Annotated in this window: 28 protein-coding genes; 25 read left to right on the forward strand and 3 right to left on the reverse strand. The window is 71.8% G+C overall.

Annotation, left to right across the window (positions count from 1 at the left end; translation table 11 throughout):
- Position 1 precedes the first annotated feature (1 nt).
- The 21 genes from rplN to truA all read left to right on the forward strand — a co-directional run bounded on the left by rplN (position 2) and on the right by truA (position 12,507).
- Entirely contained in the window at positions 2-370 is a 369-nt protein-coding gene (gene rplN, locus OOK41_RS06535) for a 50S ribosomal protein L14 (protein WP_007465279.1), read from the forward strand.
- Positions 367-687, forward strand: a complete 321-nt coding sequence (gene rplX, locus OOK41_RS06540) for a 50S ribosomal protein L24 (RefSeq protein WP_207892590.1) — start codon at positions 367-369, stop codon at positions 685-687. Before rplN ends, rplX begins: the two co-directional genes overlap by 4 nt.
- A complete protein-coding gene (gene rplE / locus OOK41_RS06545; RefSeq protein WP_117665105.1) occupies positions 687-1,256 on the forward strand; it encodes a 50S ribosomal protein L5 in 570 nt (189 codons plus the stop codon). Before rplX ends, rplE begins: the two co-directional genes overlap by 1 nt.
- A 1-nt stretch (position 1,257) precedes the next feature.
- On the forward strand, positions 1,258-1,443 hold the full coding sequence (locus tag OOK41_RS06550) for a type Z 30S ribosomal protein S14 (protein ID WP_007465272.1): 186 nt from the start codon (positions 1,258-1,260) through the stop codon (positions 1,441-1,443).
- Between the two features lie 117 nt (positions 1,444-1,560).
- Complete coding sequence (gene rpsH, locus OOK41_RS06555) at positions 1,561-1,968, forward strand: 30S ribosomal protein S8 (protein WP_007073022.1); 408 nt, start codon at positions 1,561-1,563, stop codon at positions 1,966-1,968.
- A gap of 16 nt (positions 1,969-1,984) precedes the next feature.
- Positions 1,985-2,527, forward strand: a complete 543-nt coding sequence (gene rplF, locus OOK41_RS06560) for a 50S ribosomal protein L6 (RefSeq protein ID WP_117665106.1) — start codon at positions 1,985-1,987, stop codon at positions 2,525-2,527.
- The gene (rplR, locus tag OOK41_RS06565) at positions 2,524-2,913 is read left to right on the forward strand and encodes a 50S ribosomal protein L18 (RefSeq protein WP_117665107.1); all 390 of its coding nucleotides are present in this window, start codon (positions 2,524-2,526) and stop codon (positions 2,911-2,913) included. Before rplF ends, rplR begins: the two co-directional genes overlap by 4 nt.
- 33 nt (positions 2,914-2,946) lie before the next feature.
- Positions 2,947-3,561 (forward strand): 30S ribosomal protein S5, encoded by a 615-nt coding sequence (gene rpsE / locus OOK41_RS06570; RefSeq protein WP_117665108.1) that lies wholly within the window; start codon positions 2,947-2,949, stop codon positions 3,559-3,561.
- On the forward strand, positions 3,561-3,743 hold the full coding sequence (rpmD, locus tag OOK41_RS06575; protein ID WP_074314584.1) for a 50S ribosomal protein L30: 183 nt from the start codon (positions 3,561-3,563) through the stop codon (positions 3,741-3,743). The genes rpsE and rpmD overlap by 1 nt, the downstream gene beginning before the upstream one ends.
- Positions 3,743-4,186 carry a 50S ribosomal protein L15 gene (gene rplO, locus OOK41_RS06580; protein WP_117665109.1) on the forward strand — a complete coding sequence of 148 codons (444 nt, stop codon included), beginning with the start codon at positions 3,743-3,745 and terminating at the stop codon, positions 4,184-4,186. The genes rpmD and rplO overlap by 1 nt, the downstream gene beginning before the upstream one ends.
- Before the next feature lie 235 nt (positions 4,187-4,421).
- A complete protein-coding gene (secY, locus tag OOK41_RS06585) occupies positions 4,422-5,750 on the forward strand; it encodes a preprotein translocase subunit SecY (RefSeq protein ID WP_117665110.1) in 1,329 nt (442 codons plus the stop codon).
- The gene (locus tag OOK41_RS06590; protein WP_117665111.1) at positions 5,751-6,404 is read left to right on the forward strand and encodes an adenylate kinase; all 654 of its coding nucleotides are present in this window, start codon (positions 5,751-5,753) and stop codon (positions 6,402-6,404) included.
- Between the two features lie 89 nt (positions 6,405-6,493).
- Positions 6,494-7,345, forward strand: coding sequence for a type I methionyl aminopeptidase (gene map / locus OOK41_RS06595; protein ID WP_117665112.1), 852 nt, complete (start codon positions 6,494-6,496; stop codon positions 7,343-7,345).
- Between the two features lie 410 nt (positions 7,346-7,755).
- A complete protein-coding gene (infA, locus tag OOK41_RS06600) occupies positions 7,756-7,977 on the forward strand; it encodes a translation initiation factor IF-1 (protein WP_007073013.1) in 222 nt (73 codons plus the stop codon).
- A 96-nt stretch (positions 7,978-8,073) separates the two neighbouring features.
- Positions 8,074-8,187: a 50S ribosomal protein L36 gene (rpmJ, locus tag OOK41_RS06605; protein ID WP_043965539.1), complete on the forward strand. Its 114-nt coding sequence runs from the start codon at positions 8,074-8,076 to the stop codon at positions 8,185-8,187.
- Between the two features lie 258 nt (positions 8,188-8,445).
- The gene (rpsM, locus tag OOK41_RS06610) at positions 8,446-8,826 is read left to right on the forward strand and encodes a 30S ribosomal protein S13 (protein ID WP_117665114.1); all 381 of its coding nucleotides are present in this window, start codon (positions 8,446-8,448) and stop codon (positions 8,824-8,826) included.
- Positions 8,827-8,844: 18 nt separating this feature from the next.
- Positions 8,845-9,252, forward strand: a complete 408-nt coding sequence (rpsK, locus tag OOK41_RS06615; RefSeq protein WP_007073011.1) for a 30S ribosomal protein S11 — start codon at positions 8,845-8,847, stop codon at positions 9,250-9,252.
- A gap of 14 nt (positions 9,253-9,266) precedes the next feature.
- Complete coding sequence (gene rpsD / locus OOK41_RS06620; protein WP_117665115.1) at positions 9,267-9,893, forward strand: 30S ribosomal protein S4; 627 nt, start codon at positions 9,267-9,269, stop codon at positions 9,891-9,893.
- Positions 9,894-9,991: 98 nt separating this feature from the next.
- Positions 9,992-11,014 (forward strand): DNA-directed RNA polymerase subunit alpha, encoded by a 1,023-nt coding sequence (locus OOK41_RS06625; protein ID WP_117665116.1) that lies wholly within the window; start codon positions 9,992-9,994, stop codon positions 11,012-11,014.
- 34 nt (positions 11,015-11,048) lie between these two features.
- Positions 11,049-11,606, forward strand: coding sequence for a 50S ribosomal protein L17 (rplQ, locus tag OOK41_RS06630; RefSeq protein WP_266263326.1), 558 nt, complete (start codon positions 11,049-11,051; stop codon positions 11,604-11,606).
- A gap of 70 nt (positions 11,607-11,676) precedes the next feature.
- Entirely contained in the window at positions 11,677-12,507 is an 831-nt protein-coding gene (truA, locus tag OOK41_RS06635; RefSeq protein ID WP_266263328.1) for a tRNA pseudouridine(38-40) synthase TruA, read from the forward strand.
- A gap of 85 nt (positions 12,508-12,592) precedes the next feature.
- Here the strand turns inward: truA and OOK41_RS06640 are convergent, their stop codons facing one another.
- Positions 12,593-13,636 (reverse strand): hypothetical protein, encoded by a 1,044-nt coding sequence (locus OOK41_RS06640; RefSeq protein ID WP_207892591.1) that lies wholly within the window; start codon positions 13,634-13,636, stop codon positions 12,593-12,595.
- Positions 13,637-13,758: 122 nt separating this feature from the next.
- Here OOK41_RS06640 and OOK41_RS06645 point away from each other — a divergent pair, with 122 nt between their 5' ends.
- The 4 genes from OOK41_RS06645 (at position 13,759) to OOK41_RS06660 (ending at position 18,027) form a co-directional block, all read left to right on the forward strand.
- Entirely contained in the window at positions 13,759-14,364 is a 606-nt protein-coding gene (locus OOK41_RS06645) for a class I SAM-dependent methyltransferase (protein WP_266263329.1), read from the forward strand.
- Positions 14,365-14,405: 41 nt separating this feature from the next.
- Entirely contained in the window at positions 14,406-16,085 is a 1,680-nt protein-coding gene (locus OOK41_RS06650) for an ABC-F family ATP-binding cassette domain-containing protein (protein ID WP_266263331.1), read from the forward strand.
- A complete protein-coding gene (locus tag OOK41_RS06655) occupies positions 16,082-16,879 on the forward strand; it encodes a nucleotidyltransferase domain-containing protein (RefSeq protein WP_266263333.1) in 798 nt (265 codons plus the stop codon). The genes OOK41_RS06650 and OOK41_RS06655 overlap by 4 nt, the downstream gene beginning before the upstream one ends.
- Before the next feature lie 185 nt (positions 16,880-17,064).
- Entirely contained in the window at positions 17,065-18,027 is a 963-nt protein-coding gene (locus tag OOK41_RS06660; protein WP_266263334.1) for an aldo/keto reductase, read from the forward strand.
- Between the two features lie 102 nt (positions 18,028-18,129).
- On the opposite strand, the gene OOK41_RS06665 is transcribed toward OOK41_RS06660, so the two are convergent.
- Together OOK41_RS06665 and OOK41_RS06670 are read right to left on the reverse strand one after the other, a co-directional pair.
- Positions 18,130-18,672 carry a hypothetical protein gene (locus tag OOK41_RS06665; RefSeq protein WP_266263336.1) on the reverse strand — a complete coding sequence of 181 codons (543 nt, stop codon included), beginning with the start codon at positions 18,670-18,672 and terminating at the stop codon, positions 18,130-18,132.
- Positions 18,673-18,751: 79 nt separating this feature from the next.
- A complete protein-coding gene (locus OOK41_RS06670) occupies positions 18,752-24,586 on the reverse strand; it encodes a ThuA domain-containing protein (protein WP_266263337.1) in 5,835 nt (1,944 codons plus the stop codon).
- Positions 24,587-24,811 lie beyond the last annotated feature (225 nt).

Raw genomic sequence — 24,811 nt, forward strand, 5'->3', positions numbered from 1 at the left:
CGTGATTCAGCAGGAGTCGCGACTGCGCGTCGCCGACAACACGGGTGCCCGGGAGATCCTGTGCATCCGGGTTCTCGGTGGCTCGGGTCGGCGCTACGCGAGCATCGGCGACGTCATCGTGGCCACCGTCAAGGACGCGATCCCGGGTGCCGGTGTCAAGAAGGGCGACGTCGTCAAGGCGGTCGTCGTCCGCACCGCCAAGGAGCGGCGGCGGCCGGACGGCTCGTACATCCGCTTCGACGAGAACGCCGCCGTCATCATCAAGGACGGCGGGGACCCGCGCGGTACCCGTATCTTCGGCCCGGTGGGCCGGGAGCTGCGGGACAAGCGGTTCATGAAGATCATTTCCCTCGCGCCGGAGGTGTTGTGACCGTGAAGGTCAAGAAGGGCGACACGGTCGTCGTCATCGCCGGCAAGGACAAGGGTGCCAAGGGCAAGGTCATCGCGTCCTACCCGCGGCAGGACAAGGTCCTGGTCGAGGGCGTGAACCGGGTCAAGAAGCACACCCGCATCAGCACCACCCAGCGTGGCGCCAAGACCGGTGGCATCGTCACCCAGGAAGCCCCGATCCACGTCTCCAACGTGCAGGTCCTGGACTCCGAGGGAAACCCGACCCGCGTCGGGTACCGCTTCGACGACAATGGCCAGAAGGTCCGCATCGCGCGTAGCACCGGTAAGGACCTGTGATGACCACGGCTACCGAAACCAAGACCATGCCGCGCCTCAAGGAGCGGTACCGCAACGAGATCGTGGCCAAGCTGCAGGAGCAGCACAGCTTCGGCAACCCCATGCAGGTGCCGCGGCTGGTCAAGATCGTCGTCAACATGGGTGTCGGCGAGGCCGCCCGGGACGCCAAGCTGATCGACGGCGCCGTGCGGGACCTGGCCACCATCACCGGCCAGAAGCCGCAGGTGCGGCGGGCGACCAAGTCCATCGCGCAGTTCAAGCTCCGCGAGGGCATGCCGATCGGTGCGAAGGTCACCCTCCGCGGCGACCGGATGTGGGAGTTCCTGGACCGCCTGCTGTCGATCGCGCTGCCGCGTATCCGCGACTTCCGCGGTCTGGACGGGCGCAAGCTCGACGGGCACGGCAACTACACGTTCGGTCTGACCGAGCAGTCGGTGTTCCACGAGATCGACCAGGACAAGATCGATCGCCAGCGGGGCATGGACATCACGGTGGTCACGACCGCCACGACCGACGACGAGGGCCGGGCGCTGCTCAAGCTTCTGGGCTTCCCGTTCAAGGAGAACTGAGATGGCCAAGAAGGCGCTGATCATCAAGGCGGCCGCGAAGCCGAAGTTCTCGGTTCGCGCGTACACCCGCTGCCAGCGGTGCGGGCGTCCCAAGGCGGTCTACCGCAAGTTCGGTCTCTGCCGGGTCTGCATCCGGGAGATGGCCCACCGCGGTGAGCTGCCGGGCGTGTCCAAGGCTTCCTGGTAAGGGCGACCGCGCCCCGGCTGCCGGCCGGGGCCCCTTGCACCGATCATGTATTGCTCTTCGCCGTAGGCCCGGGGCTCATCGCCCCGGGAACCCCGGCGAGAAAGGCTGACGAAATCCATGACGATGACCGACCCGATCGCAGACATGCTCACGCGTCTGCGTAACGCCAACCAGGCGTACCACGACCGGGTGACGATGCCCTACTCCAAGATCAAGGCGAACATCGCCGAGGTCCTGAAGACCGAGGGTTACATCGCCACCTGGTCGGTCGAGGAGCCCGAGGAGGGTGCCGTCGGCAAGCGACTGGTCGTCGAGCTGAAGTACGGCCAGAACCGCGAGCGGAGCCTGGCCGGCATCAAGCGCGTGTCCAAGCCCGGTCTCCGGGTGTACGCCAAGTCGGACGGGCTCCCGCGGGTGCTCGGCGGGCTGGGCGTGGCGATCATTTCGACGTCCCAGGGGCTGCTCACCGACCGGCAGGCCCGCAAGCGGAGCGTTGGCGGGGAAGTCCTCGCCTTCGTCTGGTAACGGGAGACAGGTAGAAATGTCGCGTATTGGACGTAAGTCGATCCCGGTGCCCGCCGGCGTCGACATCACGATCGACGGCCAGACCGTCAAGGTCAAGGGCCCGAAGGGCGAGCTGTCGCACACGCTCGCCGAGCCCATCACGGCGGAGCGCGCCGAGGACGGCCAGCTGAACGTCAACCGGCCGAACGACGAGCGCAAGGCCAAGGAGCTGCACGGCCTCAGCCGTACGCTGGTCGCCAACATGATCGTCGGCGTGACCGAGGGCTACCGCAAGAGCCTGGAGATCGCCGGCACCGGTTACCGGGTCACGGCCAAGGGCAAGGACCTGGAGTTCGCGCTCGGGTTCTCGCACCCGGTGCTGGTCCCCGCGCCGGACGGCATCACCTTCACGGTCGAGAAGCCGACCCTGTTCCACGTGGCCGGCATCGACAAGCAGCTGGTCGGTGAGGTCGCCGCCAACATCCGGAAGATCCGCCCGCCGGAGCCGTACAAGGGCAAGGGTGTGAAGTACCAGGGCGAGGTCATCCGCCGCAAGGCTGGAAAGGCAGGTAAGAAGTGAGCGCCACGCTGCTCAAGCGCCGCCGCGGCGTTGCCGCCAAGCGCGCCGTCGGCCGTGCGCGTCGACACTTCCGGGTCCGCAAGAACGTCAGCGGCACCGCCGAGCGTCCCCGTCTGGTCGTCACCCGGTCGCTGCGGCACATCGTGGCCCAGATCGTGGACGACACCAAGGGGCACACCCTGGCGTCGGCCTCGACCCTGGACGCCTCGCTGCGCGGCACCGAGGGCGACAAGAGCGCCCTGGCCGGCAAGGTCGGCACCCTGCTCGCCGAGCGGGCCAAGACCGCCGGCGTCTCGAAGGTCGTCTTCGACCGCGGTGGCAACCGGTACGCGGGGCGGGTCGCCGCGCTTGCCGACGCCGCCCGCGAAGCCGGGCTCGAGTTCTAGAAACCCCGTCACGAGAGAGAAGGAAGGCTGCTGATGCCAGGTCAACAGCGCCGTGGCGGCGGGTCCGGTGGCAACGAGGGTGGTCGCCGCGACAACCGCCGTGAGGGCGGCCGCGGAAACGCGCCCGTCGAGAAGACCCCGCACCTCGAGCGGGTCGTCGCGATCAACCGCGTCGCCAAGGTCGTGAAGGGTGGTCGTCGCTTCAGCTTCACCGCCCTGGTGATCGTTGGCGACGGCGACGGCACCGTCGGCGTGGGCTACGGAAAGGCCAAGGAGGTGCCCGCGGCGATCGCCAAGGGCGTCGAGGAGGCCAAGAAGCACTTCTTCAAGGTGCCGCGGATCGGCCAGTCGATCCCGCACCCGATCACGGGTGAGGCCGCGGCCGGCGTGGTGCTGCTCAAGCCGGCCTCCGCCGGTACGGGCGTCATCGCCGGTGGCCCGGTGCGTGCCGTGCTGGAGTGCGCCGGCATCCACGACGTGCTCTCCAAGAGCCTCGGGTCGTCGAACCCGATCAACATCGTGCACGCCACGGTGGCGGCGCTGAAGGGGCTGGAGTCCCCGGAGGCCGTCGCGACCCGTCGTGGCCTGCCGGTCGAGGACGTCGCGCCGGCCGCCATGCTGGCGTCGCGGGCGGGGGTGGCGTCCTGATGGCTCGCCTGAAGGTCACCCAGGTCCGGTCCGGGATCGGGACCAAGCAGAACCAGCGTGACTCGCTGCGCTCGCTCGGTCTCAAGCGGATCAACGACGTGGTGGTCAAGGAGGACCGGCCGGAGATCCGTGGCATGATCTTCACGGTCAACCACCTCGTGAAGGTCGAGGAGGTCGAGTAATGACGATCAAGGTCCACCACCTGCGCCCGGCGCCCGGTGCCAAGACCGCGAAGACCCGCGTGGGTCGCGGTGAGGGCTCCAAGGGCAAGACCGCCGGTCGCGGTACGAAGGGCTCCAAGGCCCGCAAGAACATCTCGGCGGCGTTCGAGGGTGGGCAGATGCCCATCCACATGCGACTGCCGAAGATGAAGGGCTTCAAGAACAAGTTCAAGGTGGTCTTCCAGGTGGTCAACCTGGACAGGCTCGCCGAGCTGTTCCCGAACGGCGGCCAGGTCGGCCCGCTGGAGCTGGTCGAGGCCGGCGCGGTCCGCAAGGGCCAGCCGGTCAAGGTCCTCGGCACCGGCGACCTGAGCGGCGTGTCTCTCCAGGTGTCGGCGCACGCGTTCAGCGCGTCGGCCAAGGAGAAGATCACCGCCGCCGGTGGCTCCGTCACCGAGCTGTAGGGCAGAACCCGTGGCGCCCGCTCAGTTGTCCATGACTGGGCGGGCGCCACGGTCTACCCCGAACGTGTGCACCGGGTAATATCGGATTCGGTTTATGTAGCCGGGCACACCTGCCCGGACCGGGATCGGGCTGTTAGAGTCCCATCCCAGCTATGGATATCGGGCGCTCGCCCGGCACCCACCCCGACCCGCCAGGGACCACCACCGGCGGCCCGCCTCGCGCAGGAGGAAGAAGTTGCTGTCCGCCTTTCTCAGTGCGTTCCGTACGCCTGACCTGCGCAAGAAGCTGCTGTTCACGGTAGGCATCATCGCGGTCTACCGGCTCGGCGCGACGCTGCCCAGCCCGGGTGTCTCGTACGGCAACGTCCAGAAGTGCCTCGACACCCTCCAGGGCAGCTCGACAGGTGTGCTGAACCTGCTCGACCTCTTCTCCGGCGGGGCGCTGCTCCAGCTCTCGGTCTTCGCGCTGGGCATCATGCCCTACATCACCGCGTCGATCATCCTGCAGCTGCTCACCGTGGTCATCCCGCGGTTGGAGCAGCTCCGCAAGGAGGGCCAGGCCGGCCAGGCGAAGATCACCCAGTACACCCGCTACCTCACCCTCGGCCTGGGCATCCTCCAGTCGTCGGCGTTCGTGGCGCTGGCCCGCTCCGGGCAGCTCTTCCAGAACCGCTGCGACCAGTTCCCGATCGTCCCCGAGGGCACCGGCATCCCGGACTGGCTGACGCTGACCATCCTGGTCATGACGATGACCGCCGGCACCGGCATGGTGATGTGGCTCGGCGAGCTGATCACCGACCGGGGCGTCGGCAACGGCATGTCGGTGCTGATCTTCACCTCGATCGCGGCCCGCCTCCCCAGCGAGGGCTGGAAGATCAAGACCCAGCAGGGCTGGGGCAAGTTCTTCCTGGTGCTCGCGCTGGTCCTGGTGGTCATCACCGCCGTCACCTTCATCGAGCAGGCGCAGCGCCGGATCCCGGTGCAGTACGCCAAGCGGATGATCGGCCGGCGAATGTACGGCGGCACCTCGACCTACATCCCGCTGAAGGTCAACCAGGCGGGTGTCATCCCGGTCATCTTCGCCTCGTCGCTGCTCTACCTGCCGCAGCTCGCGCTCCAGTTCTTCGACCAGAACAACCCGGGCAAGACCCAGGCCTGGATCCAGAACAACGTGGTCAACCCGTCGAGCCCGGCGCACATCGTGATCTACTTCCTGCTGATCATCTTCTTCACGTACTTCTACGTGTCGATCACGTTCAACCCGACCGAGGTCGCGGACAACATGAAGAAGTACGGCGGCTTCGTGCCGGGCATCCGCCCCGGCAAGCCGACCGCCGACTACCTCGACTTCATCCTCAGCCGGATCACCCTGCCGGGCGCGCTCTACCTGGGCATCGTCGCGGTCCTGCCGAACTTCTTCTTCATCTGGCTGAACAACCAGCAGTTCCAGAACTTCCCGTTCGGCGGCACCGCTGTGCTCATCATGGTCGGCGTCGGTCTGGAGACCGTGAAGCAGATCGAGAGCCAACTCATGCAGCGGAACTACGAAGGGTTCCTGCGGTAGATGCGACTCGTTCTGGTTGGCCCGCCGGGCGCGGGCAAGGGCACACAGGCGGAGTTCATCGCCGCTCACCTCTCGGTGCCGAAGATCTCGACCGGTGACATCTTCCGGGCGAACGTCTCCCAGGGCACGCCCCTAGGCATCGAGGCCAAGCGGTACATGGATGCCGGCAAGCTGGTCCCGGACGAGGTGACCATCAACATGGTTCGGGACCGGCTCGCCGAGCCGGACGCCGGTGAGGGCTTCCTGCTCGACGGCTTTCCGCGGACCACGCCGCAGGCCGCCGCGCTGGACAAGCTGCTCGCCGACCTCGGTACCGCGCTGGACCTGGTGCTGGAGCTGGTCGTCGACGACGACGAGGTGATCCGGCGGCTCTCCGGCCGGCGTACCTGCCGGGGCTGCGGGAAGATCTGGCACGTCGAGTTCGACGCGACGACGCGGGACGGCATCTGCGACCGCTGTGGCGCGGAGCTGTTCCAGCGCGACGACGACAAGCCGGAGACCATCGCTGCCCGGCTGCGCGAGTACGCCGAGAAGACCGCGCCGCTGGTGGACTACTACGGCGCCCAGGGCAAGCTGGTGGGCATCGACGCCACCGGCCCGGTGGAGGACGTCACCGTCCGGGCCATCGACGCCCTCCGCTCGTACGGCGGCTGACGACTGCCGGGGCTCCGGCGGATAGAGTGCGAACAGCGGGGTACGTGCGACGTGCCCCGCTGTTCCGCGCGACGAAAGGTAGCGGCTCCATGCGTCGTCCCCAGCTGGACATCCAGCTGAAGACCCCCGACCAGATTGAGAAGATGCGCGCCGCCGGGCTGGTGGTCGCCGAGGCGCTGCGTCGGATGCGGGAGGCGGTCGCCCCCGGGATCAGCACCGCGGACCTGGACGCGATCGCCGAGTCGACGATCCGCGAGGCCGGAGCGGTCCCCTCGTTCAAGGGCTACCACGGCTTTCCCGCCTCGATCTGCTCGTCGGTCAACGAGCAGGTGGTGCATGCCATCCCGTCGCCCGCTCAGGTGCTCCGGGAGGGCGACCTGATCTCGATCGACTGCGGCGCGGTGCTGAACGGCTGGCACGGCGACGCGGCGATCACCGTCGGCGTGGGGGAGGTCGACCCGGCGCTGCTGAAGATGGCCGCGGTGGCCGAGGACTCGATGTGGGCCGGGATCGCCGCGGCGGCACGGGGGGCGGCCAGCGGCAGGGGCCGGCTGACCGACATCTCGCACGCGGTGGAGACCGCGGTGCGCAAGGGCGGCCGGTACGGCATCGTCGACGGGTACGGCGGGCACGGCATCGGCACGGAGATGCACCAGGACCCGCACGTGCTCAACCACGGCCGGCCCGGCAAGGGCCCCCGGCTGGTGCCGGGCCTGGCGCTGGCCATCGAGCCGATGATCACCATGGGCTCGCCGCGTACCGCCGAGTTGGCCGACGGCTGGACGGTGGTCACCCGGGACGGCTCGATGGCGGTGCACGTCGAGCACTCGATGGCGCTGCTGCCCGACGGGGTGTGGGTGCTGACCGCGTTCGACGGGGGCCGGGGGCGCCTCGGCGACCTGGTCACCTCCCGCCAGCCGGTCGCCTCGCCGAGCGCCTGACCCTCGCCGTCGCACGCCTGGCTCTGCCTCCCGACCCGGTGACGGTGTCCTGGGGCCGGCCGCCGGCGCTCCGACGCGTCGTGCGGCATGTCGGTTGCGTCACAACCGCCCCCACCCGGCGGGCCGGAGCCGGGTCGATCCGGCCACCGCGCGTGACCGGGATCACCTTCCGTCGGCCGTCGCGCCGGAGTTCCTTCGGTCGGGTGACGGTGGGGGTGGCCGGTTTGGCGGGCACGTGGGGGCGGGCGTACACTTTCAGATCGGCGCACAGCGTCCACTCCGGCATGCCCACCCTGCGCTTCGGTGGGAGTCGGAGCCGCGGCTGGCTCGGGCACCCGATCGATGTTTCGGGGGCCCGTGTAAGACGTTGTGGGCCGTCCGGAGCAACCGACGTCAGGACAGCGGAGGACATGCCGAAAAAAGACGGAGCCATCGAGATCGAGGGTCGGGTCATCGAGCCCCTGCCGAACGCCATGTTCCGGGTGGAGCTCGCGAACGGCCACAAGGTGCTGGCTCACATCAGCGGCAAGATGCGGCAGCACTACATCCGCATCCTGCCGGAGGACCGGGTCGTCGTCGAACTCTCGCCGTACGACCTGACCCGCGGGCGCATCGTCTACCGCTACAAGTAAGCGACCTGACGGCGGCCGGGTAGTCCCCGTGTCCGTCTTCGACGTCCGGCGTCGCGCGTTGTCGCGTCTCCGGGCCAGATGGGAAGTAAGGCAACCGTGAAGGTCAAGCCGAGCGTCAAGAGGATCTGCAACAAGTGCCGGGTGATCCGTCGGCACGGCCGGGTCATGGTCATCTGCAGCGACCCGCGTCACAAGCAGCGCCAGGGCTGAATCAGTCCGATCGTCCGTGACCTACTGATCACGGCCGGTCGAACCGGTCCGGGCCGCAGGTCCAGCCAACACATCATCAGCTCGTCCCAGCCGCGAGCGGTGCGCGTAGCGCGTACCCCTGCGTGGTTGACCCCCGGTCGGAGGCCGGGGCCCGTTCGGGCAGCGGTCGATCCTCCCGGCGCCACGGCGCCGGGCCGACCGGAGCGGGGTGGGGCGGGTGCAGACCTCCGCAGAACACCACAAGGAGTACGCCCGCACATGGCACGTCTAGCCGGCGTGGATCTCCCCCGCGAAAAGCGGATGGAGATCGCGCTCACCTACATCTTCGGCGTGGGTCGTACCCGCGCCCTGGAGACGCTCGCCGCCACCGGCATCTCGCCGGACAAGCGCGCTCGGGACCTCACGGACGAGGAGCTGGTCCAGCTCCGCAACCACATCGAGGGCAACTACAAGGTTGAAGGCGACCTGCGCCGCGAGGTCGCCGCTGACATCCGCCGCAAGGTCGAGATCGGCTGCTACGCGGGTATCCGGCACCGCCGGGGCCTGCCCGTGCGTGGCCAGCGGACCCGGACCAACGCGCGGACCCGCAAGGGCCCGAAGCGGACCGTCGCCGGCAAGAAGAAGCCCGGCAAGAAGTAACTAGGAGCGCACAGACTTATGCCACCGAAGGCTCGTGCCGGAGCCGCCGTCAAGAAGGTCCGGCGCAAGGAACGCAAGAACGTCGCCCACGGGCAGGCGCACATCAAGAGCACCTTCAACAACACCATCGTGTCCATCACGGACCCGACCGGTGCGGTCATCTCCTGGGCCTCCGCGGGCCAGGTGGGCTTCAAGGGCTCCCGCAAGTCGACCCCGTTCGCCGCGCAGCTGGCCGCCGAGGCCGCCGCGCGCCGGGCGATGGAGCACGGCATGCGCAAGGTCGACGTGTTCGTCAAGGGTCCCGGCTCCGGCCGGGAGACCGCCATCCGTTCGCTGCAGGCCGTCGGGCTGGAGGTCGGTCAGATCTCCGACGTGACCCCGCAGCCGCACAACGGGTGCCGTCCGCCGAAGCGTCGCCGGGTCTGAGAGGTTAGAGAGAGATGGCTCGTTACACCGGTGCTGACTGCCGCCGTTGCCGGCGGGAGAAGATGAAGCTGTTCCTCAAGGGCAGCAAGTGCGATGGCCCGAAGTGCCCGTTCGAGTCCCGGCCGTTCCCGCCCGGGCAGCACGGCCGCGGCCGCACGAAGGAGACGGAGTACCTGCTCCAGCTCCGTGAGAAGCAGAAGGCCCGTCGCGTGTACGGCGTGCTGGAGAAGCAGTTCCGCGGTTACTACCAGGAGGCCGTGGCCAAGCAGGCCAAGACCGGTGAGGTCCTCCTGCAGATCCTCGAGTCGCGGCTCGACAACGTGGTCTACCGGGCCGGCTACGCGCACTCGCGTGACATGGCCCGCCAGCTGGTCAAGCACGGCCACTTCACGGTGAACGGCAAGAAGGTCGACATCCCGTCGTTCCGGGTGAAGGAGCACGACATCATCGAGGTTCGGGCCAAGAGCAAGGAGCTCACCCCGTTCGTCGTGGCGCAGGCTCAGGCTGGATCGAGGACGGTCCCGGCGTGGCTGGAGGCCATCCCGAGCCAGATGAAGGTTCTCGTGCACTCGCTCCCGGCCCGCCAGGTGATCGACACCCAGGTCCAGGAGCAGCTGATCGTCGAGCTCTACTCCAAGTAGTCGGGCTCGTTGCGGTGGTCCGTCCTGCGGGGCGGGCCACCGGAACAGTTTGTGTCGTGGACGTCAAATAGCGGGCGTCCCGGAAGAGAAGAGAAGACATGCTCATCAGCCAGCGACCGTCTCTGTCCGAAGAGTCGATCAACGAGACCCGGTCCCGGTTCACCATCGAGCCGCTGGAGCCGGGCTTCGGCTACACCCTGGGCAACTCGCTGCGGCGCACGCTGCTGTCGTCCATCCCGGGTGCGGCGGTCACCTCCATCAAGATCGACGGCGTGCTGCACGAGTTCACCACGATCCCCGGCGTCAAGGAGGACGTGGTCGAGCTCGTCATGAACATCAAGGAGCTGTGCGTCAGCTCCGAGCACGACGAGCCGGTCAGCATGTACCTGCGCAAGCAGGGCCCGGGCGACGTGACGGCGGGCGACATCCAGCCCCCGGCCGGCGTCTCGGTGCACAACCCGGACCTGAAGCTCGCGACCCTCAACGGCAAGGGCCGGCTCGACATGGAGCTGACCGTCGAGCGGGGTCGCGGCTACGTGACCGCGGCGCAGAACAAGCAGGCCGGCGCCGAGATCGGCCGGATCCCGGTCGACTCGATCTACTCGCCGGTGCTGAAGGTGACGTACCGCGTCGAGGCGACCCGGGTCGAGCAGCGGACCGACTTCGACCGGTTGATCATCGACGTCGAGACCAAGCCGTCGATGGGCCCGCGCACCGCGCTGGCCTCCGCCGGCTCGACGCTGGTGGAGCTCTTCGGGCTGGCCCGGGAGCTGGACGAGACCGCCGAGGGCATCGACATCGGGCCGTCCCCGCAGGACGCGCAGCTGGCGGCGGACCTGGCCCTGCCGATCGAGGAGCTGGACCTCACCGTCCGCTCCTACAACTGCCTCAAGCGCGAGGGCATCAACTCCGTCGGTGAGCTGATCGGGCGCACCGAGGCCGACCTCCTCGACATCCGCAACTTCGGCCAGAAGTCGATCGACGAGGTCAAGATGAAGCTGGCCGGGATGGGTCTGGGGCTGAAGGACTCGGCCCCGAACTTCGACCCGGCGAACGTCGTGGACGCCTTCGGTGAGGCCGACTACGACACCGACGACTACCGCGAGACCGAGCAGCTCTAGTCCCCGCTGCCGCCATACCTGAGGAGCACCAAGCATGCCCACGCCCACCAAGGGCCCCCGCCTCGGCGGCAGCCCCGCGCACGAGCGGCTGATGCTGGCCAACCTGGCCACCGCGCTGTTCCAGCACGGCAAGATCCAGACCACCGAGACGAAGGCCCGGCGGCTGCGTCCGCTGGCCGAGCAGCTCATCACCAAGGCCAAGCGGGGCGATCTCGCGTCCCGCCGGCGGGTGCTGGGCGTCGTCAAGGACAAGGACGTGGTCTACGCCCTGTTCGACCAGATCGCGCCCCGGTACGCCAACCGCAACGGTGGCTACACCCGGATCGTGAAGACCGGCCCGCGCAAGGGTGACGCCGCTCCGATGGCGATCATCGAGCTGGTCGAGGAGTTGCAGGTCACCGAGCCGAAGGCGAACAAGAAGACCACCGCTCGCAAGGCCGCGCAGCAGGACAAGGTCGAGGCGCTCGCCCCCGCGGAGGAGACCCCGCAGGCGAAGTCCGGCGACCAGGACGCCGAGGCGCCGGTGTCGGCGTCCGGCGACACCGAGGCCGCCCGCGAGGACAGCGACGAGGCCACCGAGAACAAGGCCTGAGCAACGGCACCGTCGGGCCCGGCACCCCCTGTGGGGTGCCGGGCCCGACCCGTCACTGGAGGTACGCGAGGTGGACGAGCGGACCCGGCTGCGGCTGGACGTCTCGTACGACGGCACGGGCTTCTCCGGCTGGGCGGCCCAGCCGACCCGGCGGACGGTGGCCGGCGTGCTCGTGCAGACCCTGGACCTGGTCCTCGGGGCGGGCGTGGCGACCGGGCTGACCGTGGCCGGGCGGACGGACGCCGGGGTGCACGCCACCGGCCAGGTCTGCCACCTCGACCTGCCCGCCGCCGGGTGGCGCGAGTGGGAGGGCTCGCTGCTGCGCCGGCTGGCCCGGCTGCTCCCGACCGACGTGCGGGTGCGGGCGATGACCGAGGTGCCGGCCGACTTCGACGCCCGGTTCTCGGCGACCTTCCGCCGCTACGAGTACCGGGTGACCGACGCGCCGTTCGGGGCCGAGCCGCTGCGCCGGCACGAGGTGCTGGCCTGGCCGAGGGCGCTCGACCCGGGCCGGCTCAACGCCGCCGCGGCGGGGCTGGTGGGGGAGCACGACTTCGCCGCGTACTGCCGGCGCAAGGAGAACGCCACCACGCTGCGGGAGGTGACCCGGCTGGACTGGCGGCGCGACCCGGACGGCATCCTGGTCGCCACCGTCCAGGCCGACGCGTTCTGTCAGGCGATGGTCCGCAGCCTGGTCGGGGCGATGCTGGTCGCCGGGGACGGCCGGCGCCCGGTGGACTGGCCGGGCGGCCTGTTGACCCGGCGGGACCGGTCCAGCGAGGTGACGGTGGCGCCGGCGCACGGGCTGACGCTGGTCGCGGTCGGCTACCCCGACGATCCGGCCGAGTACGCCCGTCGCGCCGACCTCACCCGCCGGCTCCGCGTCCCCACGCAGGCCTGAGGGCCCGGGGTTCCCAAGGCTCGGGGCTTCCCGCACCGGTCAGCCGGCCCGGGGTGCGCGGGCCGGGCAGGGCAGGGCCGTCGGGTCAGTCGGTTCGGCCGGGGCCGGGGGTGGTCTTGGCCTGGCCGGTCGAGCCGCCGGTCGCGCGGCGCTCCAGCACCTGCTTGTCCAGGTGCAGTTCGATCAGGTCGTACAGGACCTCGCGGACCTTCGGGTCGCCGGCCTTGACGGGCTCGCCGTCGGCCCGGACCACCAGGCAGTACGCGAGGTAGTGGCCGCGTACCTGCCAGCCGACCCGGGACGGCGCGTCGGTGAGCGCCTCGGTGCGGTCGCCGGCCGGCATGCCGCGGAACCGGCCCTCCCGCCCGTCGAGCAGCTCCCGCAGGCGGTCCCGGACGCGCTGGGCGGTGGCCAGGTCGGTCAGGTTGAACAGCCCCGCGGTGAGCAGGTACTCCTCGCCGGGGGAGCGCAGGGTGGCCCGGACCACCTGGCTGCAGCCGAGCCGGACGAGCAGGTCGGCCACCTCGCCGGTGGCGGCGGCCGGGCAGCTGGCGCTGGACTGGGTCTTGAGCACCTGGTAGGGCTCCTCGCCGTCGCCGATCGTCAGCGTCCGGCCGGGGAAGACCTCCTTGGCGGTCAGCGGCGCCGGGTCGGTGTCCCGGGAGTCGATGTCCTGCCGTTCGGTGGACGACGGCGACGGGGCGGCGGCCGGCAGGCTCGGGGTGACCTGCGGTTGCGAGGTCCGCTCGGCCAGCAGGGCGGCGCCGGCCAGCCCGCAGAGGGCGAGCAGCACCAGGACCGCCGCGCCGCCGATCAGCACCTGCCAGAGCCGGCCGCCACCCCGGCCGGGTTCCGGGGCCCGCCGGGACTCGGGCGGGTCCAGCGGCTGGGGGGTGGTGGTGGCCGTCCGGGCGGGCGGCGGGGGGGCCGGGGGCGCGCTGCGGGGCGGGACCTGGCCCGGCGGGGTGGGCGGCGCGACGCGGGCGGTCCGGGGCAGGGACGGCGTCGGGAAGCGCGACGGAGAGGGCCCGGTACGGGCGGGACCGGCGTCGCCGATCGTCGACAGTTCCGAGCCGGGCCGGGGACGCTCCGCGAAGGCGTCCTCATCGGATTCGTACCGATACACCATGCCGCCCAGACTAGGGGCTTATTGTCCCTTTAGGGGGTAATAACGGGATATCGCGGTACCGGGTCGTCGGTGCCGCCGACCGCGCCGCCGGCCGCCGACCCGCCGGTGCGAGAATGCCGGGCGTGACCGGCGACCACTACTTCAGCGCTGAACCCGGAACCGACGCCCGTCCCCGGGAGGTCGAGTTCACCGTCGCCGGGCGCGACTACACCCTGACCTCGGCCGGCGGGGTCTTCTCCGCCACCCGCCTCGACCCGGGCACGGCGGTGCTGCTGCGCAAGGCGGCCCTGCCGGGGCCGGACGTCGCCGGCCCCCTGCTCGACCTCGGCTGCGGCTTCGGCCCGATCACCTGCGTGCTGGCGGGCAGTGCCCCGGCGGCCACCGTCTGGGCGGTCGACGTCAACGAACGGGCCCGCGCGCTGACCGCCGCCAACGCCGAGCGGGTCGGCGCCGCCGACCGGGTCCGGGTCGTCGCCCCGGCCGAGGTGCCGGCCGAGGTGACCTTCGCCCAGCTCTGGTCCAACCCGCCCATCCGGATCGGCAAGGAGGGCCTGCACGAGCTGCTGCTGCGTTGGCTGCCCCGGCTCGCTCCGGACGGCGTGGCCTGGCTGGTGGTCGCCCGCCACCTCGGCGGCGACTCCCTGCACCGCTGGCTGGTCGAGCAGGGCTGGCAGGTCGAGCGGCACGCCAGCCAGAGGGGCTTCCGGGTGCTGCGGGTCACCCGGTAATCGAGTGTCGCCCGGCCCGCCCGCTCGGGCAGGATGCCGACGTGGGATACGTGGACGTGGCAATGGTCGGGCACATCCTGCCCGACGGCCGGGAACTCTTCACCGACGTCTCGTTCCGGGTCGGCGAGGGCGCCAAGGTCGCCCTGGTCGGGCCGAACGGGGCCGGTAAGACGACGCTGCTGCGGATGGTCGCCGGCGACCTGCCGGTGCGCTCCGGTGCCGTCTCCCGCTCCGGGGGCCTGGGCGTGATGCGCCAGTTCATCGGCATGATCGGCGACGACTCCACCCTCGCCGACCTGGCCCTGTCGCTCGCCCCGCCCGCGCTGCGCGACGCCGGCCGCCGGGTCGCCGAGACCGAGGCGGCCATGCGGGCGGCCGAGACCCGCGGCAGGTTCAGCACCACCGCGGGCAAGGCCCAGCTCGCGTACGCGGACGCGCTCGCCGCCTGGGGCGAGACCGGCGGGTACGACGCCGAGGTCCTTTTCGACACCGTCGCCACCATCGTGCTTGACCTGCCCTGGGACGCCGCCCGGGACCGTCCGGTGCGGACCCTCTCCGGCGGCCAGCAGAAGCGCTTCGCCCTCGAACTGCTGCTGCGCGGCCCCGACGAGGTGCTGCTGCTCGACGAGCCCGACAACTTCCTCGACGTGCCCGGCAAGCGGTGGCTGGAGGACCGGCTGCGCGAGTCGCCGAAGTCGGTGCTCTACGTCTCGCACGACCGGGAGCTGCTGGCCCGCACCGCGGACCGGGTGGTCGCCGTGGAGGGCGGCGGCGCCTGGGTGCACCCGGGCGGCTTCGCGAGCTGGCACGAGGCCCGGGTGGCCCGGCACGCCCGCCTCGACGAGCTGCGTAAGCGGTGGGACGAGGAGCACCAGAAGCTGCGCGAGCTGATGCTGATGTACAAGCAGAAGGCCGCGTACAACTCGGACATGGCGTCCCGGTACCAGTCGGCGCAGACCCGGCTGCGTAAGTTCGAGGAGGCCGGGCCGCCGCCCGTACCCCCGAAGGACCAGGACATCCGGATGAAGCTGACCGGCGGACGGACCGGCAAGCGCGCGGTGGTCGCCGAGCAGCTTGAGCTGGACGGCCTGACCTACCCCTTCGACCTGGAGGTCTGGTACGGCGACCGGGTCGCGGTGCTCGGCGCGAACGGCACCGGCAAGTCGCACTTCCTGCGGCTGCTGGCCCGGGGCGGCACCGACCCGGACCCGGCCAACGGCCCGGTCGACGGGGCCGCCGCGCTCGCCCCGGTGGCGCACGACGGGACGGTCCGGCTCGGCGCCCGGGTCCGCCCCGGCCACTTCTCGCAGACCCACGACCGCCCCGAGCTGGTGGACCGCACGCTCGTCGACATCCTCTGGCGCGGCGACGAGCACCGGGCCGGGATGGACCGGCACGCGGCGATGGCGGCGCTGAGCCGGTACGAGCTGGCCGGGCAGGGCGACCAGCGGTTCGGCACCCTCTCCGGCGGCCAGCAGGCCCGCTTCCTGGTGCTGCTGCTGGAGCTGTCCGGGGCGACGCTGCTGCTGCTCGACGAGCCCACCGACAACCTGGACCTGGCCAGCGCGGAGGCGCTGGAGACGGGCCTGACCGCGTTCGCCGGGACGGTGGTCGCGGTGACCCACGACCGCTGGTTCACCCGGTCCTTCGACCGGTTCGTGCTGTTCCGGGGCGACGGCGAGGTGGTGGAGACGCCAGAGCCGGTCTGGGACGTCAGGTGACCGGCGACGAGCTGGTCGACCGGCTCTGCGCGGTGGACGGGGTGGTCGCGGTGGCGCTCGGCGGCAGCCGGGCCCGGGGCGACCACCGGCCCGACTCCGACTGGGACGTGGGCCTCTACTACCGGGGTGGCCTGGACGTGCCGGCGCTGCGCGCGGTCGCCGCCTCGGTGGCCGACGAGGAGGTGGAACTGACCGGGCCGGGCGGCTGGGGGCCCTGGGTGGACGGCGGCGGCTGGCTGCGTGTCGGCGGGGTGGCGGTGGACTGGATCTACCGCGACCTCGACCGGGTGGGCCGGGTCTGGGCCGACTGCCGGGCCGGTCGGTACACCGTCGGGGTGCAGGCCGGGCACCCGCTGGGCTTCTACTCGCACGCCTACGCCGGCGAGGTGGCGCTGTGCCGGGTGCTCGGCGACCCGACCGGGGAGCTGACCGCGCTGCGGGCGGAGACCGGGCGCTACCCGCCGGCGCTGGCCGCCGCCCTGCTGGCCGGCGGTTGGGAGGCCGGGTTCCTGCTCGACGCCGCCGGCAAGGGCGCGGCGGCGGGGGACGCCGGCTACGTGGTCGGCTGCCTGTTCCGGGCGGTCGGGGTGGTCGTCCAGGCGCTGCACGGCCGGGCCGGGCGGTGGCTGGTGAACGAGAAGGGCATGATCGCCTCGGCCGGTCGGCTGCCGGACGCTCCGGTGGACTTCGCCCGCCGGGCGCAGGGGCTGCTCGGCGTGGTCGGCCGCACCCCGGCCGAGCTGGCCGCCACCGTCGCCGACGCGCGCCGGCTGGTCGCGGAGGCGCTCGGCTGATCCGCCACTGGGCGGGTCGTGCCCGAGGTCGTCCGGCTGATCCGCCGGGGCGGGTGCCGGCGGCGGTCGTCCGGACCGCGCGCCGTCTCGCGGCGGCGCCCGGCTGAGCGACCGTTGCCGGCGCGGGTGGGCGGCGCTGGCGCCGTGGGTCGTCCGACCGGTGGCCGCGCCGGGGCGGGCATAGGGTGGATCTCGTGACTGAGATGACTTACCGGCGGCTGGGCGACTCCGGGCTCGTGGTGTCCGTGGTCGGCGTCGGCTGCAACAACTTCGGCCGCAAGCTGGACCTCGACGGCACCCGGGCGGTGGTCGACGCCGCCCTCGACGCCGGCATCAACCTCTTCGACACCGCCGACATCTACGGCGCCGAGCCGGGCGGCTCCGAGGAGCTGCTCGGCCAGGTGCTCAAGGGCCGCCGGGACGACGTGGTGGTGGCCACCAAGTTCGGCATGGACATGCAGGGACGCAACGGCCCCGACCACGGCGCCCGGGGCGCCCGCCGCTACATCGCCCGGGCGGTGGAGGCGTCGCTGCGCCGGCTCGGCACCGACCACATCGACCTGTACCAGATGCACGAGCCGGACCCGGGCACCCCGATCGACGAGACCCTCGCCGCCCTGGACGACCTGGTCCGCGCCGGTAAGGTGCGCTACCTCGGCAACTCCAACTTCGCCGGCTGGCAGATCGCCGACGCCGACTGGGTCGCCTCGTCCAACGGGCGGGCCCGGTTCATCAGCGCGCAGAACCACTACTCCCTGCTGGAGCGGGGCGTCGAGGCCGAGGTCATCGGAGCCTGCGAGCGGTTCGGCCTGGGCATGCTGCCGTTCTTCCCGCTGGCCAACGGGCTGCTCACCGGCAAGTACAAGCGCGGCGAGGCGGCACCCGCCGGCAGCCGGCTCGCCGGCGGCGGGAGGTACGCCGAGCGCCTGGCCGGCGCGCGGTGGGACGTCATCGAGGCGCTGGAGGCGTACGCCGCCGAGCGGGGGCTGTCCCTGCTCCAGGTGGCCATCGGCGGCCTGGCCGCCCGGCCGGCGGTGACCTCGGTGATCGCCGGAGCCACCACGCCCGAGCAGGTGCGGGCCAACGCGGAGGCCGGCACCTGGCAGCCGACCGACGACGACCTCGACACGCTCGACGCCATCCTCTGAGCCGGCCGCACGGGGCCCGCCCCCGGGCCGCCCCGCTCGGGCAGCAGGGCGCACCCGCCGGGGCGGGCGCGCCCTGCTGCTGCGGCCGGCGGCGTCATTTCGTCAGGGGGCGGACCGGCGGCGTCGGACGAGTACCAGCGGCACCGCCGCCAGCAGCGCGACGACGCCGAGCCCGCCGGCCGCGAGCGGCCACCACCCGGCCCCCGGCTGTTCCGTCCGCCCGGCCGGTCCGGCCTGCACGGCGACGGGTCGGGCCGAGGGCGGCGGGGGCGGGGACTGGGCGGCCCGGGCCTGCACCGTGGCGCTCGCGGTGGCCCGGTACGGGTCCGGCGCGCTGACCGTCACCCGCCAGCGGCCGGGCGAGAGCAGCGGGCCGCTGGCGTAGAAGCCCTGCCCCTCCCCGGCCGGTTCGAGTTGCACCGGCCCGGCCGTCCGGCCGCCGTCCCCGGTGGCGGTCAGGGTCAGCCGCACGGGCTGGTCCAGCCGGTGGCCGTCGGCGTGCGTGGCCTGCACGGTGACCCCGCCGGCCCCGTCCCCGGCCACCGTCAGCTTGAGCTTCCCGCTGTGCGCCGCGGCCGGGGCGGTCGGCAGCGCCACCAGGGCCGCCGCGACGAGCGCGGCGGCGAGGAACTTCCAGGTACGCATCGGTACGTGCTCCGCTCGGATCGTCGGGTGGGGCCCGGCCCCGCCGTCACCAGGGACGGCGGGACCGGACCCCGGTTGTTCAGAGTGAGCGGCCGGGGGCGATCCGGGTGGGATCGTCACCGAGCCGGCCGGCGCCCTTGACCGGCTTGCCGTCGTTGGCCTTCAGCCCGGCCCCGCTGGCCGCACCGCCGAGCCGGACGATCATGGCGTCGGCGTCGCGGACCAGCACGTCCCGGACGTCGGCCTCGGTCACCAGGGTGGTGTCGGCGGCCAACGCCCGGAAGGCGGTCAGCTGCTGCACCGCCCGCTTGTCGTTGCCCGCCGCCTCGGAGGCCCGGACCGCGTCCAGCTTGTTGGACAACTGCCGGTGCGCCTTGGTCGAGAGCCGCCCGGTCGCCTTGAACCGGTCCAGCAGGTTCTGCATGTCCCGGAACGAGGTGGTGACGAAGAACCGGACCGTCGAGGTGGTGGAGTTGCCCGCCTTGTCGGTCGCGGTCACGGTCAGCTCGTGCAGCCCGAGCGGCAGCTCGTACAGGGCCTGGAGGGTGCCGCCGGCGTACGCCCGGCCGTCCAGCACGCCGGTCGTCGCCTTGATGCCGGAGGTCGGGTCGACCGCCTGCCAGGAGATCCGGACGTCCTGGCTGTCGCCGTAGAGCTGCCCGTCGGCGATCCCGGACACCAGCAGCGTCGGCTTGCTGCCGTCGATCTTCACCACCGCCGACTTCAGCGTCTCGGCGTTGCCGGCGGTGTCGGTGGCCCGGTAGAGCAGCTCGTGCGTGCCGTCACCGGTCACCTCGACCGGCCCGGTGTACGGCGTCCAGGCGCCCCCGTCGAGCGCCCACTCCAGCCGCTCGACCCCGGAACCGGCGTCGGTGGAGGCGAGCACCACCGGGACGGTGCCGGCGTGCCAGCCGTCGTCGTTGGCCGGGGCGAACGCCGCCGAGCTGACCGGCGCGGTGGCGTCGATCCGCACGGCGACCTTCCTGGTCTCCTCCACGTTGCCGGCCCCGTCGGTCGAGCGGAACCGCAGCTCGTGCGCGCCGTCCCCGGTGATCTGCACCGGCCCGGCGTACGCGGTCCACGTGGTGGCCCCGTCGAGCTGGTACTCGGTGCCCGCCACCCCGCTGCCGCCGGCCTCGTCGGCCGCCGCCAGGGTGACCGTGACCGGCCCGGTGTGCCAGCCCTCGGTCGGGGTGCCGGAGACCGTGGCCGTCGTCACCGGAGCGGTCGTGTCGACCGCCTCGGTGCCGAGCCGGAAGTACTCGAACGACGCGGTCTTCGGGGTGGCCGCGTTGGCGCCGAGGGTGAACAGGCCCACCTTCGGGGTGGACCCGACGGCGGTGTTGGTCAACGCCTCCAGCGTCAGCCAGTCCTGCCCGTCGGCCGAGTACGACGCGGTGAAGGTGTTCCCGGTGCGGGCCAGCCGCAGGTGCCACACCGCCGAGGTCAGGTCGCTGACCTGGGGCTGCGGGTTCTGCACGGCCGCGCCGACCTCGCTGCGGAACTCGATCCGCCGGGTCACCGGCTGACCGGCCTGGTTGTCCACGATGAAGTCGAGCTTGACGTAGTTGTCGTCGTCGGCGTGGACGATCAGCCCGGCCTGCTGGTACTGCTCGGCCAGCAGGCTGCCGTCGACCTTCGTCTCCAGGGTCCAGTCACCCGAGGGCGCGGTCTGGAGGACGAAGTTCGTCGGCCCGGTGTTGGCGGCGCCGTAGATGTCGCCGGCCGGCACGTCGATGCGCAGCGCGCCGCCGGTCACCCGGTACGCGGCCGGATCCTCCCGCAGCACCGCGTTCCACCGGCACTTGTCCAGGGTGCTGCCGGTGAACTCGTCGGACGCCTCGACCGGCCCGGCCGGGGCGTCCGGCGAGAGCTGGAACCAGTCGAACGCCGCGTCCACCACCGGGGCGCTCGTGCCGCCGTTGACCGCGAACAACCCGACCCGCGGGTTGTCGATGCCGGCGAGCGCGGCGGCCCGGCCGACCGGGGTGAAGGTCGCCCCGTCGGCGGAGAACGCCGCCGTCAGGTTCGTCCCGTCGCTGCTCAGTCGCAGGTAGACGCTGTCGCCGGCCGGGGCGGCGGCGCTGTCGGCCGCCTCGTTGCGGGGCGAGCCGGCGGTCTCCCGGATGAACTCCACCCGGCGGGTGCCGGCGTGCAGCAGGTCCAGCTTGGCGTAGTTGTCGTCGTTGCCGTAGACCAGCAGGCCGGCCTGCTGGTAGTCGGCCGTGGTGGGCAGGGTGATCTTCGTGGTGGCCTGCCAGGCGCCACTCGGGGCGGGCTGGAGGACCAGGTTGGTGGCGTCGTTGCGAGCGCCGTACAGGTCGCCGGAGGAGGTGGGCAGCCGCAGCGACCCACCGGAGACGGAATAGAGCTGGTTCTCCCGGACCACGGTCCAGCGGGCCTTGTCCAGGCTGGTGCCGAGGAAGTCGTCCGAGCGCGCCCCGAAGCAGGACGTGTTCGGCGCGTCGACCCGGACCGGGACGTTCGCGTACGACTTCGCGCCCCGGGCGTCGGTCACCGTCAGGGTGGCGGTGAAGGTGCCCGGCACGGTGTACGTGTGGGTGGCGTCCAGGGTGGTCGCCGTCTGGCCGTCGCCGAAGTCCCAGGCGTACGTCAGCGGGGTGTCGCCCTCGGCGTCGGTGGCCGTGCCGTCGAAGGAGACGGTGACCGGCGCGGTGCCGGTGGCCGGCGTCGCCGTGGCCGTGACCTGCGGCGGCGCGTTCTCCGTCACGCCCCGGCCGAGGAAGTCCATCCAGTTGACGTTGAACACCGAGCCGGCCCCGCCGGCCGGGTCCTTGGCGACGAAGTAGAGCGCGCCCGCACCCGCGCCGGTGACCGGGGCGGTCACGTCGACGAACTGCTGCCAGCCGCCGGTGCCGGGCACGGCGACGGACGCGACCAGCGGTCCGTCGACGGCGCTGGCGTGCACGTCGATCCGCCCGCCCTGGGTCGCCGAGGCCACCCGGAACCGGATCGAGTCGACGCCGGCCAGGCTGGCCGGGGCCAGCGACCACCAGTCGCCGTCCTCGATGAAGCCGATGTTCTGGCCGCCGCCGGCCGGGTCGGAGGTGGCCTCCTTCTGCACGCCCGGGTCGCCGCCGCCGGTGCCGCCGGGGGCCCGGCCGGTGGCGGTGAAGTACTCGGCCTGCTTCCGCTTGGGCTGCAACTGTTCGATGGCCCGGCCGGTCAGCGGGCCGGCCCCGCCAACCCCGCCGTCGTCGGTGTACGTCGCCTCGAAGACCGCGAAGACGTTCGCCTCCGCGCCGTGCCCGGAGGCCAGCGACGTCTGCACGGTGCCCGAGCAGCCGGTGTGCTGCTCCAGCGGGTGGGCGTGCTCGTCGTGGCCGAGCAGCACCTGGAGCCGGACCCGGTCGCAGTCGATGGTGCCGTCCTCCGGGTCGGTCACCTTGATCGTGTACCGGACCTGGTCGCCCCAGTCGAAGAAGCCGCCGTTGGGCGGGAACTCGATGGTCACCGTCGGGGCGGTGTTGCCGACCGTGACCGGCACGTTCGCCACGGCGGTGCGGCCGGCGGGGTTGGTGACGGTGAGCTGCGCCGTGTAGTCGCCGGCCTCGGCGTACGTGTGGGTGGGGTTGGCCTCGGTGGAGGTCTGCCCGTCGCCGAACGCCCAGGCGTAGGTGAGCGCGCCGCCGTCCGGGTCGCGGGAGCCGGCGCTGGAGAACCGCACGGTCAGCGGCGCGGGCCCGGAGGTCGGGTCGGCGCTGGCCTCGACGATCGGGGCCCGGTCACCGGCGACGTAGTCGATCCGGTAGACCCCGGAGTCGTCGTTGTTGCCGCCGAAGCCGGTGCCCCACTCGATCAGGTACAGCGCGCCGTCCGGCCCGAACTCGAAGTCCATCGGGCGGATCAGGCTCATCCCGGTCAGCAACTGGTTGATGTCGACCAGCGTCCTGCCGTCCGCGCCGACCTGCATCGTGTACATCTTCGACTGGTTCCACTCGCCGAACAGCGCCTTGCCGTCGTAGTAGGCCGGCCACTTGGTCTTCGACGGGTTGTCGGCGTCGTACCGGTAGGCCGGGCCGGCCATCGGGGCGCCGCCGCCGCCGATCTCGGGGAAGCGCGGGTTGCCGGAGTAGTCGTAGTCGACCGTGGCCGCGATGGCCGGGGGCAGGGTGGTCAGGCCGGTGTTGTTGGGGGAGTCGTTCACCGGCGCGGCGCAGTCGAACTTCGCCCCGCTCGGCCCCGACGGGAACTGGTAGTCGTTGTACGCGTAGTTCGCCCCGGTGCAGTACGGCCAGCCGTAGTTGCCCGGCCGGTCGACGATGTTCCACTCGACCGTGCCCTCGGGGCCCCGGTTCGGGTTCGCCGCGCCGGCGTCCGGCCCGTAGTCGCCGACGTAGAGGGTATCGGTGGCCGGGTCGACGCCGATCCGGAACGGGTTGCGGAAGCCCATCGCGTAGATCTCCGGCCGGGTCTTCGCGGTGCCCGGCGCGAACAGGTTCCCCGCCGGCACGGTGTACGTGCCGTCGTCCTCGGGGTGGATCCGGATCACCTTGCCGCGCAGGTCGTTGGTGTTGCCGGAGCTGCGCTGCGCGTCGTAGTCCTGCCGGCCGGCCCGCTCGTCGATCGGGGTGAACGCGTCCGACTCGAACGGGTTGGTGTTGTCGCCGGTGGCCAGGTACAGGTTGCCGGCGGAGTCGAAGGTCATGCTGCCGCCGGCGTGGCAGCAGGTGTTGCGCTGGGTGGCGACCTGGAGGACGACCTTCTCGCTGGCCTTGTCGATGGTGTCCCCGGTGACGGTGAACCGGGACAGGTGGTTGCGCGGGCCGCCGCCGTTCGGGGCGTAGTACAGGTACACCCAGTTGTTGGTGGCGAAGTCCGGGTCGAGGCGGAGCCCGATCAGGCCGTCCTCGTTGCCGGTGAAGACGTCCAGCCGCAGCGCGGTGACCGTGTTTCCGCTGTCCGGTTTGACGATCTGCACCCGGCCGTCGCGCTCGACGTAGAACACCCGGCCGTCCGGCGCGACGTCCAGCTCCATCGGGTTGCTGGTGTTGCTGTCCAGCGTGACCTTCTCGAAGCTCGACGTCTTCGACGCGCCACAGTCGGCCCGTTCGACGCCGGCCGCGGTGCGGATGCCGCCGAGCAGGTGGGTCAGGAACTCCGGGTCGGCGTACGACTCCTGGGTGTGCCCGCCGCCGGTGTACCAGGCCCGGCCGCCGTCGAAGTCCTGGCACCAGGCGGTCGGGTGGTCGGCGCCCATCGCGCCGGCCCCGGGGCTGTAGCTCGTCTCGTCCAGGCTGGCCAGCACGTGCACGTCGCCGCGCGGGTTGGACCGGAAGTTGTACCACTCGTCGAACCGGGACCAGCGGCCCGGCAGCGCGGCGGTGGACGGGTGCGCGTGGTCCTCCACCTTGACGGTGGCCTGCTGGTTGGCCGGGTGGCTGGCGAAGTACGCGCCGACCAGGTCGCCGTACCAGGACCAGCTGTACTCGGTGTCCGAGGCGGCGTGGATGCCGACGTACCCGCCCCCGCCCTGGATGTAGCGCTCGAACGCGGCCTGCTGGTCGGCGTCGAGGACGTCCCCGGTGGTCGACAGCCAGATGACCGCCCGGTACTTCGCCAGGTTCTCGTCGGTGAAGGCGGCCCCGTCCTCGCTGGCGTCGACGGTGAACCCGTTGTCGGCGCCGAGCTTCTGGATGGCCGCGAGGCCGGCCGGGATGGAGTCGTGCCGGAAGCCGGCGGTCCTGGAGAAGACCAGCACCGCGAACGGGTCGGCCGCGGCGGCCCGCGCCTGCGCGGCCGGTGCCGGGGCGGCCTGCGCCGGCCGGGCCGAGGTCGCCGGGGCGGCCTGGGCGGCGGTGCCGGCGACCAGGCCGCCGGCGACGAGGGACAGCGTGAGGAGGGTGGCGGTGAGAGGGCCGCGGGGTAAGCGGCGGCGGCGGAATCGGGACACTCCATGCTCCTTTGTCCGTGCTGGACAGCGGTGTGCCTGGGGACGCTCGCCGCAGACCGTCCCCGGTCGGATCGGTGCCGGCCACGACGGTGCCGGCTGCCTGTCGTACCGGTGCGGGCCACGCCGGGGCCGCGCACCGTGTCGGGACCGACGGAGGCCACGCCGGGGCCCGCGTCGTCCGGGTCGACGGAGGCCACGCCGGGCCCCGCCGAAATTATGTCGATT

This window comes from Micromonospora sp. NBC_01655, assembly GCF_026339755.1.
Lineage (GTDB): Bacteria > Actinomycetota > Actinomycetes > Mycobacteriales > Micromonosporaceae > Micromonospora.

Coding starts and splice junctions, on each gene's coding strand:
- rplE (WP_117665105.1), top strand. CDS start 687: ATGACCACGGCTACCGAAACCAAGACCATGCCGCGCCTCAAGGAGCGG.
- OOK41_RS06550 (WP_007465272.1), top strand. CDS start 1,258: ATGGCCAAGAAGGCGCTGATCATCAAGGCGGCCGCGAAGCCGAAGTTC.
- rpsH (WP_007073022.1), top strand. CDS start 1,561: ATGACGATGACCGACCCGATCGCAGACATGCTCACGCGTCTGCGTAAC.
- rplF (WP_117665106.1), top strand. CDS start 1,985: ATGTCGCGTATTGGACGTAAGTCGATCCCGGTGCCCGCCGGCGTCGAC.
- rpsE (WP_117665108.1), top strand. CDS start 2,947: ATGCCAGGTCAACAGCGCCGTGGCGGCGGGTCCGGTGGCAACGAGGGT.
- rpmD (WP_074314584.1), top strand. CDS start 3,561: ATGGCTCGCCTGAAGGTCACCCAGGTCCGGTCCGGGATCGGGACCAAG.
- rplO (WP_117665109.1), top strand. CDS start 3,743: ATGACGATCAAGGTCCACCACCTGCGCCCGGCGCCCGGTGCCAAGACC.
- OOK41_RS06590 (WP_117665111.1), top strand. CDS start 5,751: ATGCGACTCGTTCTGGTTGGCCCGCCGGGCGCGGGCAAGGGCACACAG.
- map (WP_117665112.1), top strand. CDS start 6,494: ATGCGTCGTCCCCAGCTGGACATCCAGCTGAAGACCCCCGACCAGATT.
- infA (WP_007073013.1), top strand. CDS start 7,756: ATGCCGAAAAAAGACGGAGCCATCGAGATCGAGGGTCGGGTCATCGAG.
- rpsM (WP_117665114.1), top strand. CDS start 8,446: ATGGCACGTCTAGCCGGCGTGGATCTCCCCCGCGAAAAGCGGATGGAG.
- rpsK (WP_007073011.1), top strand. CDS start 8,845: ATGCCACCGAAGGCTCGTGCCGGAGCCGCCGTCAAGAAGGTCCGGCGC.
- rpsD (WP_117665115.1), top strand. CDS start 9,267: ATGGCTCGTTACACCGGTGCTGACTGCCGCCGTTGCCGGCGGGAGAAG.
- OOK41_RS06625 (WP_117665116.1), top strand. CDS start 9,992: ATGCTCATCAGCCAGCGACCGTCTCTGTCCGAAGAGTCGATCAACGAG.
- rplQ (WP_266263326.1), top strand. CDS start 11,049: ATGCCCACGCCCACCAAGGGCCCCCGCCTCGGCGGCAGCCCCGCGCAC.
- OOK41_RS06640 (WP_207892591.1), bottom strand. CDS start 13,636: ATGGTGTATCGGTACGAATCCGATGAGGACGCCTTCGCGGAGCGTCCC.
- OOK41_RS06665 (WP_266263336.1), bottom strand. CDS start 18,672: ATGCGTACCTGGAAGTTCCTCGCCGCCGCGCTCGTCGCGGCGGCCCTG.